The following is a 15,655-nucleotide window of genomic DNA, read 5'->3' on the forward strand; positions in this document are numbered from 1 at the left end:
GTGGTCCATCCGTTCAGGGGGTCGACGTGCTGGTCATTCGTCGTGCGGGGTCCGGCGGATTGCCCGGGGGCGGCGGTGCTCATGCCGTTCCGGGAGGTCTGGCGGCCGGCACCAGCCAGCGGGCGGTCTGCCGGGAGGCCACGGCCACGACGGTCTCGAGTGGGCCGCGCAGGGGGACGAGGGCGAAGAAGGCACCGACGGCGGTGACCACGAGGACCTGGTCGTCGTAGTGCTCGGGGAGCTCCCAGTCGGGCCACCAGCCCTGCGCCATCATCAGCACGTGCAGGGTGTAGAGGGACAGGGTCATCGCCCCCGCACCGAACACGGCAGCCCACACCCGGGGAAGGAACCGGGTCAGGAGCACGCAGAGCCCGGTCAGGGCGAGCGCGCTGCCGATCGTGTGGGCGAGGTCGAGGGGGGTGCCGGAGTGCGGCGTCACCACGGCGAGCCACCACCACGATCCGGTCGGGGTCGTCCCGCTGAGCCCGTGGGTCAGCAGCGCGTCGAGGGCGGCCGGGTCGGCCAGCGACGGGTCCGGCGTGGCGGCGTCGGGGTAGGTGGCCGCCAGCGAGGCGCGGGCACCCGGCCGGGCGAGGAGCGCCCGGGAGACCACCTGCGCCGCGAGCGCGAGGACCGCTCCGCCCACGAGCAGGCGCGCAGCGGTGGCGGGGCGTCCGAGCGGGAGGCGGCCGAGCGCCATACCGGCCAGGAGGTAGGCCACCCAGACGGCGGCCGGGTAGTAGCCGGTGAGCAGCAGCTCCCCCAGCAGGTGCGCGGGCCGCAGGAGGTCCCCAGGCGTGGGGCTGCCGACCTCGTGGGAGGGCAGCAGCGGCCTGATCAGGTGCGATCCGACCGGGACGGCGAGCACCCAGGCCACGGCCCACCCGGCGAGCGCTCGCGGCCCCAGGCCGAGGAAGGGCAGCCCGAGGACGAACAGGACGGCGTAGGAGGCGAGGATCACCGCGATCACGGTGGGCACAGCCCCGAGCGCGAGCCCGAGGGCGCCCACGAGCAGCGCCCGGACGACGAGGCGCACGGACACCGCGGTGCGCTCACGTCCTCGCACCGGCTCGGACCGTCCGCTGACCAGGGCGAGGCTGACGCCCGCGAGCACGGCGAACAGTGCCGATGCGCGACCACCGGCGAGCTGCTGGACCCACGGCACCTCGGTGCCGACCCGGCCGGGGAGCACGTGCGTGGCCATCATCCCGAAGAGCGCGAGCGCCCTGGCGACGTCGACGCCGACGACCCGCCCCGGCGCGACGTCCGGGAGGACGGGTTCGCTCATGACCTCATCCTGTCAGCCGGGGTGCACGATCGCGCGCCCGACCGTGCTCACCACGGCAGCGTGGCGCCGTCCCTGAAGAAGCCCCCGGTGGGTCCGTCGTCGGGCAGGGTCGCCGCCCACACCACTCCGGGGGCGCTCGCGGCAGCAGTCCGCTCGCCACCGGCGGAGGGCGAATCGGGGCAGACGGTGTTGACGAGGATGCCGCCGGTGGCGAGCTCCGCGGCGAGGAGGCTGGTCAGGGCGTTCAGGGCCGCGGCGCCGATCCCGTATGCCGCGTCGGCGCCGGCGCGCGCGCCGAGCCCGAGCACCGGGTCACCGTGGGAGCCTGCCCCGCTCCCGACGTTGACCACCCGGGGGTGGTCGCTGCGCAGCAGCAGCGGCAGGAAGGCCCGGGTGAGGCGCCAGGCACCGAACAGCGCCACGTCGAGAAGCTGACGGGCCTGCTCGAGGTCGGCCCCGGTCACGGTTCCCGCCCACGGCTCGCGCTCAGTCGGCTCCCGGTCGCCCGGCCGGCTGTGCGCGGTGGTGTTGACGAGGATGTCGAGGCGGGCTCGTGAGGCCACCACGGCCGCCACGGCCGCGTGCACCGACTCGTCGTCGGTCACGTCCAGGTCGACCCCCAGCGGCTCGAGCGCCGGGAGGTCGACGACGGCGTCCTTGGCCGCCTCCGCGGTGCGAGCAGCCACCAGCACGACGGCCCCGGTGAGCGACAGCTGCCGGGCGACCTCGAGTCCGAGACCGGTGTCGACGCCGGTGACGAGGGCGACCGGCGTGGGGGTGGTGTTCACGAGCGCTCCGCGGGGAAGGACGGGTGGGTGGACCCCGACGTGCCGGAGCGGGTCGCGACACGTCGGGGTCGGTCAGGGCGCCGCTGCCGGTCGGCCGGCAGCAGGCGCGGAACGGCGTGGGCGCTCAGCGCCCGACCCCGGTCAGGAGCACCAGGGGTAGACGAACAGGCTCTTGTCCCCGGCGCGGTGGTCGGCGAGCACGACGCTCAGGGGCAGCGGGTCGGGCAGGGACGCGACGTCGGTCCCGGCACGGGGAGTGACGCCGACGGCGACGGCGGTGGAGATGGGCAGGCCGTCCTTGGCCACGGCGCTGAAGACCCCCAGTCCCTTGAGGGCGTTCATACCGGCCCGCATGCAGGCGGTGTCGGGGGCGGCACTGGCCGACGTGGCGGGGACGAGGACGGCGGAACCGACCAGGGCGAGGGCGGCGGCGACACGGGTGAGCTTCATTGCTGTGCACTCCATTCGACGGGGACGAGGTGGTCGCCTCGACCCCTGATCGAGACGACCGGCTGGGGGCGCACCGAGTGAACAATGTTTGTCCAACGTTGCGTCACCCGAGATCCTGCTCCTGTCCGGAGCCGTTGTCCAGACTTTGCCCAAGGTGGGGGCTACGCTGCGCTCGTGTACACGATCAGCCACGCCGCACGGCTGACCGGCGTCCCCGCGGCGACGCTGCGCGTCTGGGAGCGGCGCTACGGGCTGGTCGCCCCGATCCGCACCGACGGCGGCTACCGCCTCTACGACGAGCGGGCCCTGCAGGTGGTCCGGGCGATGTCCTCCCTCGTCGCCGCCGGTTGGGCCCCGAAGCAGGCTGCGGACCACCTCCTCTCCGACGAGGGCGGGGTCCCACCCGCACAGGCACCGGAGCCGGCCACCGACCAGGAGTTCGACGCCCTGGCCCGCGGCGCTGCCGCCCTCGACCCGGTCGCGGTGTCCGCCGCGATGGACGACGCGTTCTCGCGCGGGACCTTCGAGGACGTCGTGGACTCCTGGCTCATGCCCTCGCTGCAGGTCGTCGGCACGTGGTGGCGCGACGGACGGGTCGACGTCGCCGGCGAGCACGTCGTCAGCGCGACCGTCCACCGCCACCTCGGCGCGGCCATGGAGGCGACGCCCTTTCGCAGCTCGGGCCCCCTCCTCGCCGTCGGCCTCGCCCGTGGTTCGCACCACGAGCTCGGGGTGCTGGCGTTCTCGGTCGTGCTCCGCCGCCGAGGCGCCCGGGTCGTCTACCTCGGCACCGACCTGCCCGCCCAGGACTGGGTCAACGTCGTGCGACGGCGCTCCCCCGTGGCTGCGGTCGTCGGGGCGCCCATGCGGACGGACGTCATCGCGGTGCGGGAGACCGCCGACGCCCTGCGCGCCAACCATGCCGGGTTCCCCGTGTACGTCGGCGGCGGGGCCCAGGACGAGGTGGGGCACGGCACCATCGCCCTCGGGCACACGATCCGCGACGCCGCAGACCGCCTCGAGGTCGACCTCGGTCTCGACCTGCGGCGCTGAGGCGCCTCGCGACTCGTCGGGCTCAGACGGTCAGGCGGGCCTGGAGCGCGTCGGTGAGCAGGGCCACGAGGGCCTCGAGCTGGATGTCCTCCGAGGACGAGACCTCCTCGTCCGAGCCGTCCAGGGCGCGGGCCGCCAGGCCCGCCTTGTCGTCGATGAGCTGGGCGACCTTGGAGTCGATGGTCTGCGCCGCGATGATGCGCCACGCCGTGACCGGCTCCTCCTGCCCGATGCGGTGGACGCGGTCGATGGCCTGCGTCTGCTCCGCGTCGGTCCACGACAGCTCTGCGAGCACGACGTTGGAGGCGACCTGGAGGTTCAGGCCGACACCGGCAGCGCTCAGCGAGCAGACGACGACGGCGACCTCGGGGTCGCTCACGAAGGCGTCGATGTTGGCCTGGCGCTGCTTGGGCGTCTGGTGGCCACGGATCGAGGAGTAGCGCAGCCCGCGCTTGGCGAAGGTCTCCTCGGCGACGTCCATGACGTCGATGTGCTTGGCGAAGAAGACGACCTTGCCGACGCTGCGCGCCAGCTGGGCGGCGTAGTCGGCGGCGAGGCCCGCCTTGGCCTGGCCGATGCGGCGCATGACCCCGAAGACGTTCTCCTCGGTTGCCGAGGAGTTGGTGTCCTCGCGCTCCCATCGGGCCACGCGGCGGACCAGCTCGTGGTCGATGCCGGCCACCATGACGCTGGAACGGCGGTTCTCGAGGGCGGAGTCGTAGCGCGAGACCAGGCGACGGGCGAGGTCGCGCTCGGCGGCGCGGATGGAGCGGCCCGCCTCGTCGTCGAGCTCGACCGGAAGGTCGGCGATGCGGCGGGCGGGGATGTCGGAGGCGACGTCGACCTTGCGCCGGCGCACGATCCCGAGGTCGATGACGCTGCCTCGCGCCGCGGTGTAGAAGCCCGAGTCGGCCGGGGTCAGCCCGGTCTCCTCGAGGGAGTGCATGAGCTGGGCCAGGGGCTTCTTCTCGTCGATCCAGCCGAGGAACTGCCAGATCGCGCGGAAGTCCTCGATGTCGTTGATGAGGGGCGTGCCGGTCAGGGCCATGAGCAGCGGACGGACCGTGCGCTGGCGGATCTTCTCGGACAGCTGCAGCACGTGCTGTGAGCGCTGCGAGGTCTTGTTCTTGATGAAGTGCGCCTCGTCCACGACCATGCCGCGGAAGCCGAGGTTGCCGAGCCAGCCGACGTGACGGTCGAGCACCTCGTAGTTGACGACGACGATGTCGGCGAAGCCGTCGATCCCGTCACCGTTGCCGTGGACGACCGTCGCCGTGCGGCGCGGGGTCCAGAGCGCGGCCTCGCGGGCCCAGTTGGTCTTGACGACGTTCGGCACGACGACGAGCAGGGGGTAGGCGCCGGCGGCCTCGGCAGCGAGCAGCGCCTGGGCGGTCTTGCCCAGGCCGGGCTCGTCCGCCAGGAGGAAGGTCCGGTGGCCCTCCGCGGCTGCGGCCACGAGCTGGGCCTGGTGGTGCATCAGCTCGAGCCCGGCTGGGGCCTTCACGGAGGCGTCCTCGGGCAGGTCCATGCAGGACGAGGCGCCGCCGTACTCGAACGAGCGGAACAGCGGACCGAGCAGCTCCCAGCTGCTCAGCCGTCCGGTGGGCCGCTTGTGGTCGACGGCCGAGAAGTCGGGGGCGAGGAAGGGGTTGGCGAGCTGCCGGGCGACCACGGACTGCGGCACGACGCGGCGCTCAACGGCCACGGGGGCGTCGTCGGGCTGCGGCTCGGGCTCGGGCTCGTCGGGCACCTCGAACCCGGCTGCGAGCTGCATCTCCCGCTTCAGCGTGGCGGCGTCGTCGGAGACGGGGGCGTCCTCCGGGAGCAGGACCAGCAGCGAGGTGTCACGGGCCGCGGTCTTGGCGAGGATGGTGGCCACGCCGTCGAGCCGCTTGAGCTGCTCGGTGCGCTGCGCCTCGGTGCTCTCCGCGTCGGTCCTGATCCGCGCACGCTCCTCGCGCACGAGCAGGGCCACGACCTGGAACTTGGTCCGTCCCGAGGGCCGCACCTTGCCGCGCTGGGCAGCGGCCTCTACCTCGCGCACCGCACGCGCCAGGACCGGGATCATCCCCTCGTTGTCGAGGTCGCGGACCCGGCGGGGCGAGCGCTGCCCACCCTGCCCGCCACCACGGCGGGCACCGCCCGCGCGGGACGGACCACCACTGGCGGCACCACTGCGCGTGGCACCGGACTGGCGCTGGCCTCGAGCCAAGAACTTCTCCTCCGAAGGACCGCGACGAGCGGACGGGCGGACCCGGCGCGGGGACGCCGGGACGATCGGGGCGCCGGCGGTCGTCCCTCCCGGGACACCCCCTCGACGCGACCGGACCCACCGGTCGAGCGACCGGGGCGGGGGCGGATCTGCTGCCCCTGCGGTGGAACCGGTGGCCCGGGCGTCCGCGACCGCCGTGCACCGAGCCGAGTCGGGGCGAGAGGGGCGGTACGGCGCCTGGGCCGGTACTGCGCTCATCGTACCGTCAGCGCAGCCCCTGCGGGCGGCGGCGTCCCGAGAGCGCCGACAGCGTGGCGGCGAGGGACACCGAGACCTCGTCCGGTCGTCGCTGCGCGACCCGGATGAAGAGCACGTCGACCACGGTGAGCTGGGCCATCCGGCTCGACATGGCGCCATACCGGAAACGGGTCTCGCGGGAGACTGTGGTGAGCACGGCGTCGGCGCCGCGGGCCAGCGGTGAGCCCGGGAAGTTGGTCACGGCGACGGTGAAGGCGCCTGCCGCCCGGGCCACCTCGAGGGCTGCCAGCGACTCCTCGGTCTCCCCCGAGTGCGAGAAGGCGATGGCGACGGAGCCCGTCGGCAGGACGGCCGCCGAGGTGAGCGCGAGGTGGGCGTCGGTCCAGGAGTTGGCGAGGCAGCCGATGCGGCGCAGCTTGTGCTGGAGGTCCTGCGCGGCCAGGCCGCTCGACGCCGAGCCGTAGACGTCGACGACCGGCGCCCGTTCGATGGCGTCGACGACGCGTTCCACCTCGTCCAGGTCGAGCGCGTCCGCGGTCTCCTCGACCGCGCGCGCCTCCTGGTAGGCGAGCTTGCGCACCACGGCCCGGAGCCCGTCCGCCGGGTCGATGTCGCCGTCGGCCACCCCGAAGTCGATCCGCCGGCCGTCCTCCCCCGCCGCCGCCCGCGCCAGCGCCAGCCGGAACTCCTTGTAGCCCGTGAACCCGAGCCGGCGGCAGAACCTGGCGACGCTGGCCGTCGAGGTCTCGCAGTGGGTGGCGAGGTCGCCGATCGAGCGGGACGACGCGGCCGCGGGGTCGGCCAGCGCAGCCGCGGCGAGCCGCCCGGCCGCCGGCGTCAGCTCCGGCAGGGACTGGCGCAGGCGCACGAGCAGGTCCTCGGCCACGACGCCCTCCCCCTCCGGCTCGCCGGTTCCTCGGGTTCGCGTCCCGACTGTCGGAAAAACTTTACACAGGTATACCGATATGCGGAACAAAGTGCCATATTGAACGCATCGTCCGCTTGTGCGACCCCACGCCACCACCACGCCACCACTCAGGAGTGCCCCCATGGAGACCATCCGCCCCCGCGGACTTCCGGTGCGATCGACCCTCGTGGGTGTCGTCGCCACGACCGCCCTCGCCCTCTCCGGCTGCTCCGGCGGCGACGGCGGCTCCGCGGCCGGGGCCGACGGCCCGCTGGTCTTCGGCATCAGCGCCGACCCGACCCAGACCATCCCGTGGCTGTCGACGTCGACCCAGTCGCTCCAGGTCCTCGGCCAGATCTACAGCAGCCTGCTCAACACCGACGCGGACCTCCAGCCGGTCGCCGGGCTGAGCAACCTGCCGGAGGTCTCCGCGGACGGGAAGACCTACACGTTCACCCTCAAGCAGGGCGTGAAGTTCGGCAACGGCTCGGCTCTCGACTCCGAGGACGTCGTCTACACGTTCGAGAAGATCATGGACCCGGCGACCAAGGCGACCTCGGCGTCGTACTTCGCCTCGGTCGACTCGGTGGAGGCCCCGGACCCGCAGACGGTCGTGGTGAAGCTCAAGGCCCCTGACGCGTCGTTCGTCTCGGCGCTGTCCAACGTCAACACCTCGATCGTCCCCTCCGACGTCCCGGTCGACAGCCTCACGACGACCCCCGTGGGCTCCGGCCCCTACCTGTTCGAGACCCGCACCCCGAACCAGTCGATCACGCTCAAGCGCAACGACGCCTACTACCAGGGCAAGCCCGGCCTGCCCTCGGTGCAGTTCCGGATCATCGCCGACGAGAAGGCGATGGTCTCCGCGCTGCGCACCGGCGCCGTGGACATGGCCGTCTTCGACAACTCGGTGACCGCCAGGACGGCGACCGGGGGCAACGTCAAGGTGTCCACGGTCGACCAGCTGAACTTCCACGTGCTCCAGCTCCGTGCCGATGCGCCGGCCCTCAAGGACGTCGACGTGCGCCTGGCCATGTCGTGCGCCATCGACCGCAAGCAGGTGCTCGACACCGCGGCCCTGGGCGCCGGCAAGCTCACCGGCCCGATCACCTCGCCGGCGTTCCGCTCCGACCCCGACGCCCGGCCCTGCCCGACGCGCGACGTCGCCAAGGCCAAGGACCTCCTGGCCAAGGCCGGCAAGTCCGGTGGCTTCACGATCAACATGATCACCTCGCAGGGCCTCTACTCGACCGCGGTCAACGAGGCCCAGAACATCCAGGCCCAGCTCAAGGACGTCGGCATCACGGTGAAGCTGGAGACGCTGGACTCGGGCGAGTACGTCCAGCGCTGGCTCGCCGGCGACTTCGACACCGCCATCGCCCTCAACGGCGGCAGCAGCGACCCGAACACGATGTACGCCCGCTACTTCACGTCCACGGGCTCCTTCAACAAGGTCGCGGGCTACCGCTCCGCCTCGCTCGACTCGCTCTTCGCCGAGGGCAAGGCCACCAGCGACGAGGCCGCTCGCAAGGCCGTCTACGCCAAGGTGTCGAAGGAGCTCGAGGACAACGCCGTCTGGGTGTGGACCTACACCGGCAACCTCTACATCGCCGCCAACAGCGGGGTGAAGGGGTTCGAGCCCAAGACGAACGCCGACCTCAGCACGCTGTGGAAGACCACGGTCTCCTCGTCCTGACCGCACCCTCCATGACGCTCTTCTCCGCCCTCGCCCGGCACCCCGTGCTGCGCCGTGTCGTCGAGGCCGTGCTCACCCTGCTCGGGGTCTCGGTCCTCACCTTCACCCTGCTGCGCGTGCTGCCCGGCGACCAGATCACCGCGAGCTACGGCATCGAGGCGGGCAGCCTCAGCCCCGAGCAGCTGGCCCAGCTGCGGGACTACTACGGCCTCGACCAGCCGCTCGTCGCGCAGTACTTCTCCTGGCTCCAGGGGGTGCTCACCGGCAACCTCGGGATCGCCACGAACTCCCGCCAGAGCGTCCTCGACCTGACCACGCAGGCGTTGCCCAACACCATCGAGCTGGCCGTCCTGTCGATCCTCGTCGGCCTGCTGCTCGGCGTGCCCGGCGGGTTGCTCGCCGCGAGCCGGCCCGGCGCCACGCGTGACAACGGCACCCAGCTGGCGAGCCTCCTCGCCCTGTCTCTGCCGACGTTCCTCGTGGCGACCGTCGCGTCGACATGGCTCGCGAACACCTTCGGGTGGAACCCCAACGGAGAGGAGTTCGCCACTCCTGCAACAGATCTCGGGCGCAATCTCCAGCAGATGCTCCTGCCTGCTTTGGTGCTCGGGGTCAGCATCGCCTCCCCCGTCTTCCAGACGACGCGGGCGTCGGTCCTCGCCATCCGCGACGAGGACTACATCCGTACGGCGCGCGCCAAGGGCGTGGCCGGCCGTCGCCTCCAGGTGCGGCACGTCCTGCGCAACGCCCTGATCCCCGTGGTCACCATCGGCGGGCTCCAGTTCGGGTTCCTGCTCGGCGGCGCCCTGGTCATCGAGCAGATCTTCTCGATCCCCGGCATCGGCCGCCAGGTGCTCCTCGGGCTCAACCAGAAGGAGTATGCCGTCGTGCAGAGCACGGTCCTCGTCATCGCGGTCATGTTCGTGGCCGTCAACCTCGCGACCGACCTGCTCTACCGGCTCGTCGACCCCAAGGTGCGTGCCGAGTGAGTGCCGAGACCACCGTCGCCGTCCCCGTCCGCACCTCGCGACGCACGGAGGTGCTGGGGGCCTTCGCACGCCCCACCGCAGTCGTCGGGCTCGTCCTCACCGCCGCCGTGGTCCTGCTGGCCCTGGCCGGGCTGCTCGGGCTGACGCCGTACGACCCGGCGAGGCAGGACGTCATCTCCTCCCTGCAGGGCCCGTCCGGCGCCCACTGGTTCGGCACGGACCAGTTCGGCCGCGACATCTTCTCCAGGGTCGCCTCGGGCCTAGCCAACTCGCTGCGCATCGCCATCGTCTCCGTGGGCGCAGCCGGTCTCGTCGGGATCCTGCTGGGCGTCCTCGCCGGCTACTACGGCGGCCTGCTGGACCGGGTCGTCGGCGTCATCACCAACGTGCTCTTCGCGTTCCCCTCACTGCTGCTCGCCCTCGCACTGGCGGCGACGCTCGAACGCAGCTGGGTGACGGTGAGCCTGGCGATCGGCGCGGTCTACATGCCGATCTTCGCCAGGGTCGCGCGGGGGCCGGTGCTGACCCTGCGCTCGGTCGAGTACGTCACGGCCTCGACGGCGATCGGTCGGTCCCGCCTGTCGACGCTGTTCGCGCACGTCGTGCCGAACATGCGGGGCATCCTCGTCGTCCAGGTCACCCTCTCACTGTCGTGGTCGATCCTCACCGAGGCGGCCCTGAGCTTCCTCGGGTTCGGCACACCGCCACCCGCCGCGTCCCTGGGGGGCATGGTGTTCGACGCCCAGACGCTGTCGACGATCGCCCCGTGGATGCTCGCCTTCCCGGGTGCAGCCCTGGTGGTGTTCGTCGTCGGCCTCAACCTCGTCGGTGACAGCCTGCGCGCCGCCCTCGACCCGCGCAGCAGGGGTGGACGATGAAGGTCCTCGGCATGATCTCCGGAACCTCCCACGACGGCATCGACGTGGCGGTGTGCGACTTCCGGGTCGACGGCGAGACGCTCGTCGGTCGGGTCGAGCACGCCGGCTCCACGGCGTACAGCCCACAGCTGCGGGCCGCGTTGGTGGCCGCCCTGCCTCCGTCGCCGACGTCGGCGGACGCCCTGACACGCCTGGACACCCTGATCGGCCGCGAGTTCGCGGCCGCTGCGGTGGCCGCCCTGCACGAGCACCAAGCCCTCGGGCTCGGTCCGGTGGACGCCGTCTGCTCGCACGGACAGACGGTCTTCCACTGGGTCGAGGGCGGCACCGCCGAGGGGACCCTCCAGCTCGGCCAGCCCGGCTGGATCGCCGAGGCCGTCGGGCTGCCGATCGTCAGCGACGTGCGCACCGCCGATGTCGTCGCCGGCGGACAGGGCGCCCCACTCGTACCCGTCCTCGACACCCTCGTGCTGGAACCGCTTGTCGCACAGGGACGGACCGTGGCCGCCCTCAACCTCGGGGGCATCTCGAACGTCACCGTCTGCGCGCCCGGAGCCGACCCCGTGGCCTGGGACATCGGTACGGCGAACGCCCTCATCGACGCCGTGGTGGCGGCCGACCCGTCGACCCCGCTGGCCTACGACCGCGACGGGTCGATCGCCCGTTCCGGCACGGTCGTCCCGGGGCTGCTCGAGGTCCTGCTCGACGAGCCCTACTACCGCGCCCCGGCACCCAAGAGCACCGGCAAGGAGCTCTTCCACGCCGCCTACGTCGACGACGCGGTGGCGCGGCACGGCTCGGCCGTCGCCCTCCCCGACCTCGTGGCCACCCTGGTCGAGCTCGCGGCACGGACCGTCGCGGACGCGCTGGCCGACCACGAGGTCGACGAGGTGTTCCTGTCCGGTGGAGGGGTGCGCAACCCCGCCCTCGTCGACGCGCTCGCGGCGGCAGCCCCGGGAGTGCGGTTCTCGACCATTGCCGACCTCGGCCTCGACCCGGACGCCAAGGAGGCCGTGGCCTTCGCCCTCATCGGGTGGGCCACCATGCACGGCATCGCCGGCAACGTGCCGACGTGCACCGGGGCGAGCGGCCCCCGGGTGCTCGGTCGCGTCACCCCTGCGCCTGCTGGCGGAGGGGCGCTGCCGGTATCCGGCGGGGTCACCCCACGCAGACTGGTCCTGGAGGACGTGGTGCGCCCGTGACCACACCACCTGCGGCGCGCCGCGCCGGGCAGGAGCTCCGGGGCGTCGAGGAAGCCGCTCGGTCCCTGCTCGACCTCGGCAGACCGGGGGCGCAGCCGGCCGGGGCCGTCGTCGGCGTCCTCCTCGACGGCGTGGAGTCGGTGGCGGCCGAAGGATTGGCCGTCCTCGGTGACGGCAGGGCGCAGCGGCCGATGACCGTCGACACCCTGATCGACCTCGCCTCGGTCACCAAGGTCGCCTCCACGACGGCCCTCACGATGCGACTCGTGGCCGACGACGTCCTGCGGCTCGACGAGCCGGTCGCCACGTACCTGCCGACCTTCGCCGGGATCGGGTCGGGGGTCGGGGTCGGAGGACGTCACCGCGCGGCGGTGACGGTCCGGGACCTGGTGCAGCACACCTCCGGGTTGCCGCCGTGGCTGCCGTTGTACTGCCGCACCACCGACCGCGGCGAAGCCCTGGCCATCGCTGCTCAGACGCCCCTCGCCCGCGACCCGGGGACCGCCTGCACGTACTCCGACCTCGGGATGATCGTCCTGGGTGCGGTGCTCGAGGCCGTCACCGGACTGCGCCAGGACGCCGCGCTCGCGCGCCTGGTCCTCGAGCCGCTGGGACTGGGCCACACCGCATACGGCCCGGTCCCGGCCGACCAGGCCGCGGCCTCGGCGGACAGCGACGTGGTGGAGCACACCATGGTCGCCACCGGCGACCCCTACCCCACCCCGCACCAGGTCCACGACTTCGACGGCTGGCGGGACGCCCCCGTCGTCGGCGCAGCCAATGACGGCAACGCAGCCCACGCCCTGGCTGGTGTCGCCGGCCATGCGGGGTTGTTCGCGACGATCCCCGACCTCCTCACCCTCGCCCGTTCCCTCGTCGACCCCGAGGTCGTGCCCGAAGGCGTGATCCGAGAGTTCACGAGACCGCAGCGGCTTGCGTCCGACCGGTCACTCGGGTTCGCGCTGATGACGGCAACCGTTGCAGGAGAGCGAGTTCCGCTCGCCGTCCACGTCGGGTTCACCGGGACCTGGCTCGGGGTGGCACTCGACCGCGACCTCGTCGTGGCCGCCGCGGCCACGCGGTTGCACGGCACCACCGGCTCGATCCGACGACCGGGCACGAGCCGAGACCACCTCGTCACCACGACCGAGATCGCAGCGACCGCGCTCGACCACCTCGACCTCGCCCGGCAGGAACGGACAGGAGCACGATGAGCAGGTCCACCACCGCCCACGCCTCAGGGAGCTCGGCGGGAAGCCCCGCAGGCACCCCTGCACCACTGCTCGCCGTCCGTGACCTCACGGTCAGCTTCACCACCCCCCGCGGGCCGGTCAGGGCGGTCAAGGGAGTCAGCCTCCGCCTCGACCGTGGTGAGACGGTCGCCGTCGTCGGCGAGTCCGGGTCGGGCAAGTCGACGCTCGCCTCGTCGATCAACCGGTTGCTCGCCCGCAACGGCCACATCGAGTCGGGGAGCATCCGCCTCGACGGCACCGAGCTCACCGAGCTGGGCGAGAAGGCGATGACCGGCATCCGCGGGAGCCGCATCGGCACGGTGCCGCAGGACCCGATGACCAACCTCAACCCGGTGATGCGGGTGGGCGCCCAGATCGTCGAGGCCCTCGAGGTGCACGGTCGCGCCACCGGGAGGGCCGCCGACGACCAGGCGGTCGACCTCCTGCGTCGTGCCGGCATCGAGGACGCCGGCGCGCGGGCCCAGCAGTACCCCCACGAGTTCTCCGGCGGCATGCGGCAGCGCGTCCTCATCGCGATGGCGCTGGCCTGTCGACCGCAGCTCCTCGTCGCCGACGAACCCACCTCGGCTCTCGACGTCACGGTGCAACGCCTCGTCCTCGACCAGATGGCCGAGCTGGCCGCGGAGGTGGGGTCGGCCGTCCTGCTCATCACCCACGACCTGGCCCTCGCCGCGGAGCGCGCCGACCGGGTCGTCGTGATGTACCGCGGCGAGGTCGTCGAGCAGGGACCCTCTGCGCAGGTGATCGACGCGCCGCGCCACGAGTACACCCGGGCCCTGCTGGCGGCCGCCCCGAGCCTCGCCACCCCGAAGATCACCCGCACGGACGACGCCCCCGAGATCGACTCGCAGAGGGACGTCGCCACGAGGCCAGCCACCTCCGACGCCGTCACTGGTGCCGGACCCGGTCGTGAGGTGCTGCTGTCTCTTCGCGGCGTCGAGCGCCGCTACCGGCTCCGAGGTCGGCGCGAGCCCCTCGTCGCCGTCGACGGCGTGGACCTCGAGGTCCGGCGAGGGCGCACCGTCGCGATCGTCGGCGAGTCCGGCTCCGGCAAGTCGACCGCGGCACGGCTGGCGCTGCGGCTGGAGACCCCGGACGCGGGGGTGGCGAGCTACCGCGGCGTCGACCTGTCGACGCTGGGACGCAAGGAGCTCAAGGGATTCCGCCGCCAGGTGCAGCCGGTGTTCCAGAACCCGTACGCGTCGCTCGACCCGAGGTGGCCCGTCGCCGACGTCGTCGCCGAACCCCTGCGGGTGCACCGCATCGGCGACCGGCGCTCCCGCACCGAGGCCGTGCACGACCTCCTCGACAAGGTCGCCCTCCCCCGCAGCATCGCGGACCGGTACCCTCATGAGCTCTCCGGCGGTCAACGCCAACGCGTCGCCATCGCCCGAGCCCTGGCCCTGGACCCTGAGCTCGTCGTCATGGACGAGGCGGTCAGCGCCCTCGACGTGCTCGTGCAGGAACAGGTCCTCGAGCTGATGGTGCAGCTCCAGCGCGACCTCGACCTCGCCTACCTCTTCATCAGCCACGACCTGGCCGTCGTGCGGCTGGTGGCCCACGAGGTGTACGTCATGCAGCGGGGCAGGGTCGTCGAGCACGGCGACCCCGTCTCGATCTTCGACCACCCGGAACAGGAGTACACCCAACGGCTGGTGGCCGCGGTACCCGGTCGGCGCCGGGTGCCCCGCTGATGGCGGCCCCATGGCCGGCGCACCCCCGACAGGCACCCGGCCGGCACGCGCAGCAGACCTGACGGCGGCTGCATACCGGGACGATCAGCCACGATCGTGGCGCGGGAGCCGCACCCACCCGCCTGCTGTGGTACATCTGTCAGACCATTCCTCGAGGCGAGAGACCCGATGAGCACTGTCACGCCCAGCTCCTCCGTCGACGACCCGATCAGCATGGACGTGCCCGCCGATGTCGTCGAGGACGTCCTCGAGGGCTCGCTCGAGGACAAGGCGGTCAACCCCCCACCGGAACCGGAGGCTGCGGCGACCGGGGCGGCGGTCTGGGACCCGCTCAACGCCCTCACCGCAGGCACCGCCGAGCCTGCCGCCCGCTTCCGCTACGACGTGCGGTCCGGGGACTGGTGGTGGTCGCCGGGGATGTTCGACCTGCACGGCCTCACCGAGGGTGACGTCGAACCCAGCACCGAGCTGCTGATGTCCCACAAGCACCCCGAGGACCTGGCAGCGACGGAGCAGACCCTGCGCAGCGTCCTCGCGTCGGGCGAGCCGTTCTGCTGCCGCCACCGCGTGGTCGACACCCACGGTCGGGTGCGCGAGGTGCTGTCCGTCGGCGAGGCGGTCTGCGACGCCGACGGTCGGATCACCACGGTCCAGGGGTACTTCGTCGACCTCACGGCGGCCTTCAGCGCCGCGACCGAGCGCGCGAGCGCCACGGCACGCGCCATCGAGCAGCGTCGCCCCGCGGTGGACCCCACGATCGAGCAGGCCAAAGGGGTGCTCATCGCGGCGTTCCGCCTCAGCCCCGACGCCGCCCTCGAGCTCCTGACGTGGCGCTCGGAGGAGATCCGCGTCGACCTGTCCGTGGTGTCCCGCGGCCTCGTCGCCGAGTTCCACTCGCTGCAGGACGACAACCTGAGCGCGGCCCGGCGCGCCTGCGCCCACCTCGGGTTGATGGCGCTCGACGAGGACTAGCCGGCTGATCGGTTC

The 15,655-nt window shown here is 72.6% G+C and carries 13 protein-coding genes; 8 read left to right on the forward strand and 5 right to left on the reverse strand.

All coding sequences use genetic code 11. The features are described 5' to 3' along the window. Positions 1-79 precede the first annotated feature (79 nt). From ABD286_RS05740 to ABD286_RS05750, 3 genes are all read right to left on the reverse strand, one after another. Complete coding sequence (locus ABD286_RS05740) at positions 80-1,288, reverse strand: heparan-alpha-glucosaminide N-acetyltransferase domain-containing protein (protein ID WP_344191155.1); 1,209 nt, start codon at positions 1,286-1,288, stop codon at positions 80-82. Between the two features lie 47 nt (positions 1,289-1,335). Further along, entirely contained in the window at positions 1,336-2,076 is a 741-nt protein-coding gene (locus tag ABD286_RS05745; RefSeq protein ID WP_344191156.1) for an SDR family NAD(P)-dependent oxidoreductase, read from the reverse strand. Between the two features lie 141 nt (positions 2,077-2,217). Next, positions 2,218-2,526 carry a hypothetical protein gene (locus tag ABD286_RS05750; protein WP_344191157.1) on the reverse strand — a complete coding sequence of 103 codons (309 nt, stop codon included), beginning with the start codon at positions 2,524-2,526 and terminating at the stop codon, positions 2,218-2,220. A gap of 174 nt (positions 2,527-2,700) precedes the next feature. Between ABD286_RS05750 and ABD286_RS05755 the strand changes: the two genes are divergently transcribed. Then, the gene (locus ABD286_RS05755; protein ID WP_344191158.1) at positions 2,701-3,579 is read left to right on the forward strand and encodes a MerR family transcriptional regulator; all 879 of its coding nucleotides are present in this window, start codon (positions 2,701-2,703) and stop codon (positions 3,577-3,579) included. A 22-nt stretch (positions 3,580-3,601) separates the two neighbouring features. Here the strand turns inward: ABD286_RS05755 and ABD286_RS05760 are convergent, their stop codons facing one another. Next, complete coding sequence (locus ABD286_RS05760) at positions 3,602-5,647, reverse strand: DEAD/DEAH box helicase (RefSeq protein ID WP_344193278.1); 2,046 nt, start codon at positions 5,645-5,647, stop codon at positions 3,602-3,604. 409 nt (positions 5,648-6,056) lie between these two features. After that, positions 6,057-6,935 (reverse strand): MurR/RpiR family transcriptional regulator, encoded by an 879-nt coding sequence (locus tag ABD286_RS05765; protein WP_344191159.1) that lies wholly within the window; start codon positions 6,933-6,935, stop codon positions 6,057-6,059. 163 nt (positions 6,936-7,098) lie between these two features. Here ABD286_RS05765 and ABD286_RS05770 point away from each other — a divergent pair, with 163 nt between their 5' ends. From ABD286_RS05770 to ABD286_RS05800, 7 genes are all read left to right on the forward strand, one after another. Then, positions 7,099-8,652 carry an ABC transporter substrate-binding protein gene (locus ABD286_RS05770; protein WP_344191160.1) on the forward strand — a complete coding sequence of 518 codons (1,554 nt, stop codon included), beginning with the start codon at positions 7,099-7,101 and terminating at the stop codon, positions 8,650-8,652. 11 nt (positions 8,653-8,663) lie between these two features. Continuing rightward, entirely contained in the window at positions 8,664-9,641 is a 978-nt protein-coding gene (locus ABD286_RS05775) for an ABC transporter permease (protein WP_344191161.1), read from the forward strand. After that, positions 9,638-10,519 (forward strand): ABC transporter permease, encoded by an 882-nt coding sequence (locus tag ABD286_RS05780; RefSeq protein ID WP_344191162.1) that lies wholly within the window; start codon positions 9,638-9,640, stop codon positions 10,517-10,519. The genes ABD286_RS05775 and ABD286_RS05780 overlap by 4 nt, the downstream gene beginning before the upstream one ends. Beyond that, positions 10,516-11,721, forward strand: a complete 1,206-nt coding sequence (locus ABD286_RS05785) for an anhydro-N-acetylmuramic acid kinase (protein ID WP_344191163.1) — start codon at positions 10,516-10,518, stop codon at positions 11,719-11,721. Before ABD286_RS05780 ends, ABD286_RS05785 begins: the two co-directional genes overlap by 4 nt. Beyond that, positions 11,718-12,935 carry a serine hydrolase domain-containing protein gene (locus ABD286_RS05790; protein WP_344191164.1) on the forward strand — a complete coding sequence of 406 codons (1,218 nt, stop codon included), beginning with the start codon at positions 11,718-11,720 and terminating at the stop codon, positions 12,933-12,935. The genes ABD286_RS05785 and ABD286_RS05790 overlap by 4 nt, the downstream gene beginning before the upstream one ends. Further along, the gene (locus ABD286_RS05795) at positions 12,932-14,668 is read left to right on the forward strand and encodes a dipeptide ABC transporter ATP-binding protein (protein ID WP_344191165.1); all 1,737 of its coding nucleotides are present in this window, start codon (positions 12,932-12,934) and stop codon (positions 14,666-14,668) included. Before ABD286_RS05790 ends, ABD286_RS05795 begins: the two co-directional genes overlap by 4 nt. A gap of 168 nt (positions 14,669-14,836) precedes the next feature. After that, a complete protein-coding gene (locus tag ABD286_RS05800) occupies positions 14,837-15,640 on the forward strand; it encodes a PAS and ANTAR domain-containing protein (protein ID WP_344191166.1) in 804 nt (267 codons plus the stop codon). Positions 15,641-15,655 lie beyond the last annotated feature (15 nt).

The sequence above is a fragment of the Pedococcus aerophilus genome (assembly GCF_039532215.1).
Lineage (GTDB): Bacteria > Actinomycetota > Actinomycetes > Actinomycetales > Dermatophilaceae > Pedococcus > Pedococcus aerophilus.

What these genes read in the sequence shown, in the direction of transcription:
- ABD286_RS05760 (WP_344193278.1), bottom strand. Translation starts at nt 5,647, where the DNA reads ATGATCCCGGTCCTGGCGCGTGCGGTGCGCGAGGTAGAGGCCGCTGCC.
- ABD286_RS05750 (WP_344191157.1), bottom strand. Translation starts at nt 2,526, where the DNA reads ATGAAGCTCACCCGTGTCGCCGCCGCCCTCGCCCTGGTCGGTTCCGCC.
- ABD286_RS05770 (WP_344191160.1), top strand. Translation starts at nt 7,099, where the DNA reads ATGGAGACCATCCGCCCCCGCGGACTTCCGGTGCGATCGACCCTCGTG.
- ABD286_RS05740 (WP_344191155.1), bottom strand. Translation starts at nt 1,288, where the DNA reads ATGAGCGAACCCGTCCTCCCGGACGTCGCGCCGGGGCGGGTCGTCGGC.
- ABD286_RS05800 (WP_344191166.1), top strand. Translation starts at nt 14,837, where the DNA reads ATGAGCACTGTCACGCCCAGCTCCTCCGTCGACGACCCGATCAGCATG.
- ABD286_RS05775 (WP_344191161.1), top strand. Translation starts at nt 8,664, where the DNA reads ATGACGCTCTTCTCCGCCCTCGCCCGGCACCCCGTGCTGCGCCGTGTC.
- ABD286_RS05795 (WP_344191165.1), top strand. Translation starts at nt 12,932, where the DNA reads ATGAGCAGGTCCACCACCGCCCACGCCTCAGGGAGCTCGGCGGGAAGC.
- ABD286_RS05785 (WP_344191163.1), top strand. Translation starts at nt 10,516, where the DNA reads ATGAAGGTCCTCGGCATGATCTCCGGAACCTCCCACGACGGCATCGAC.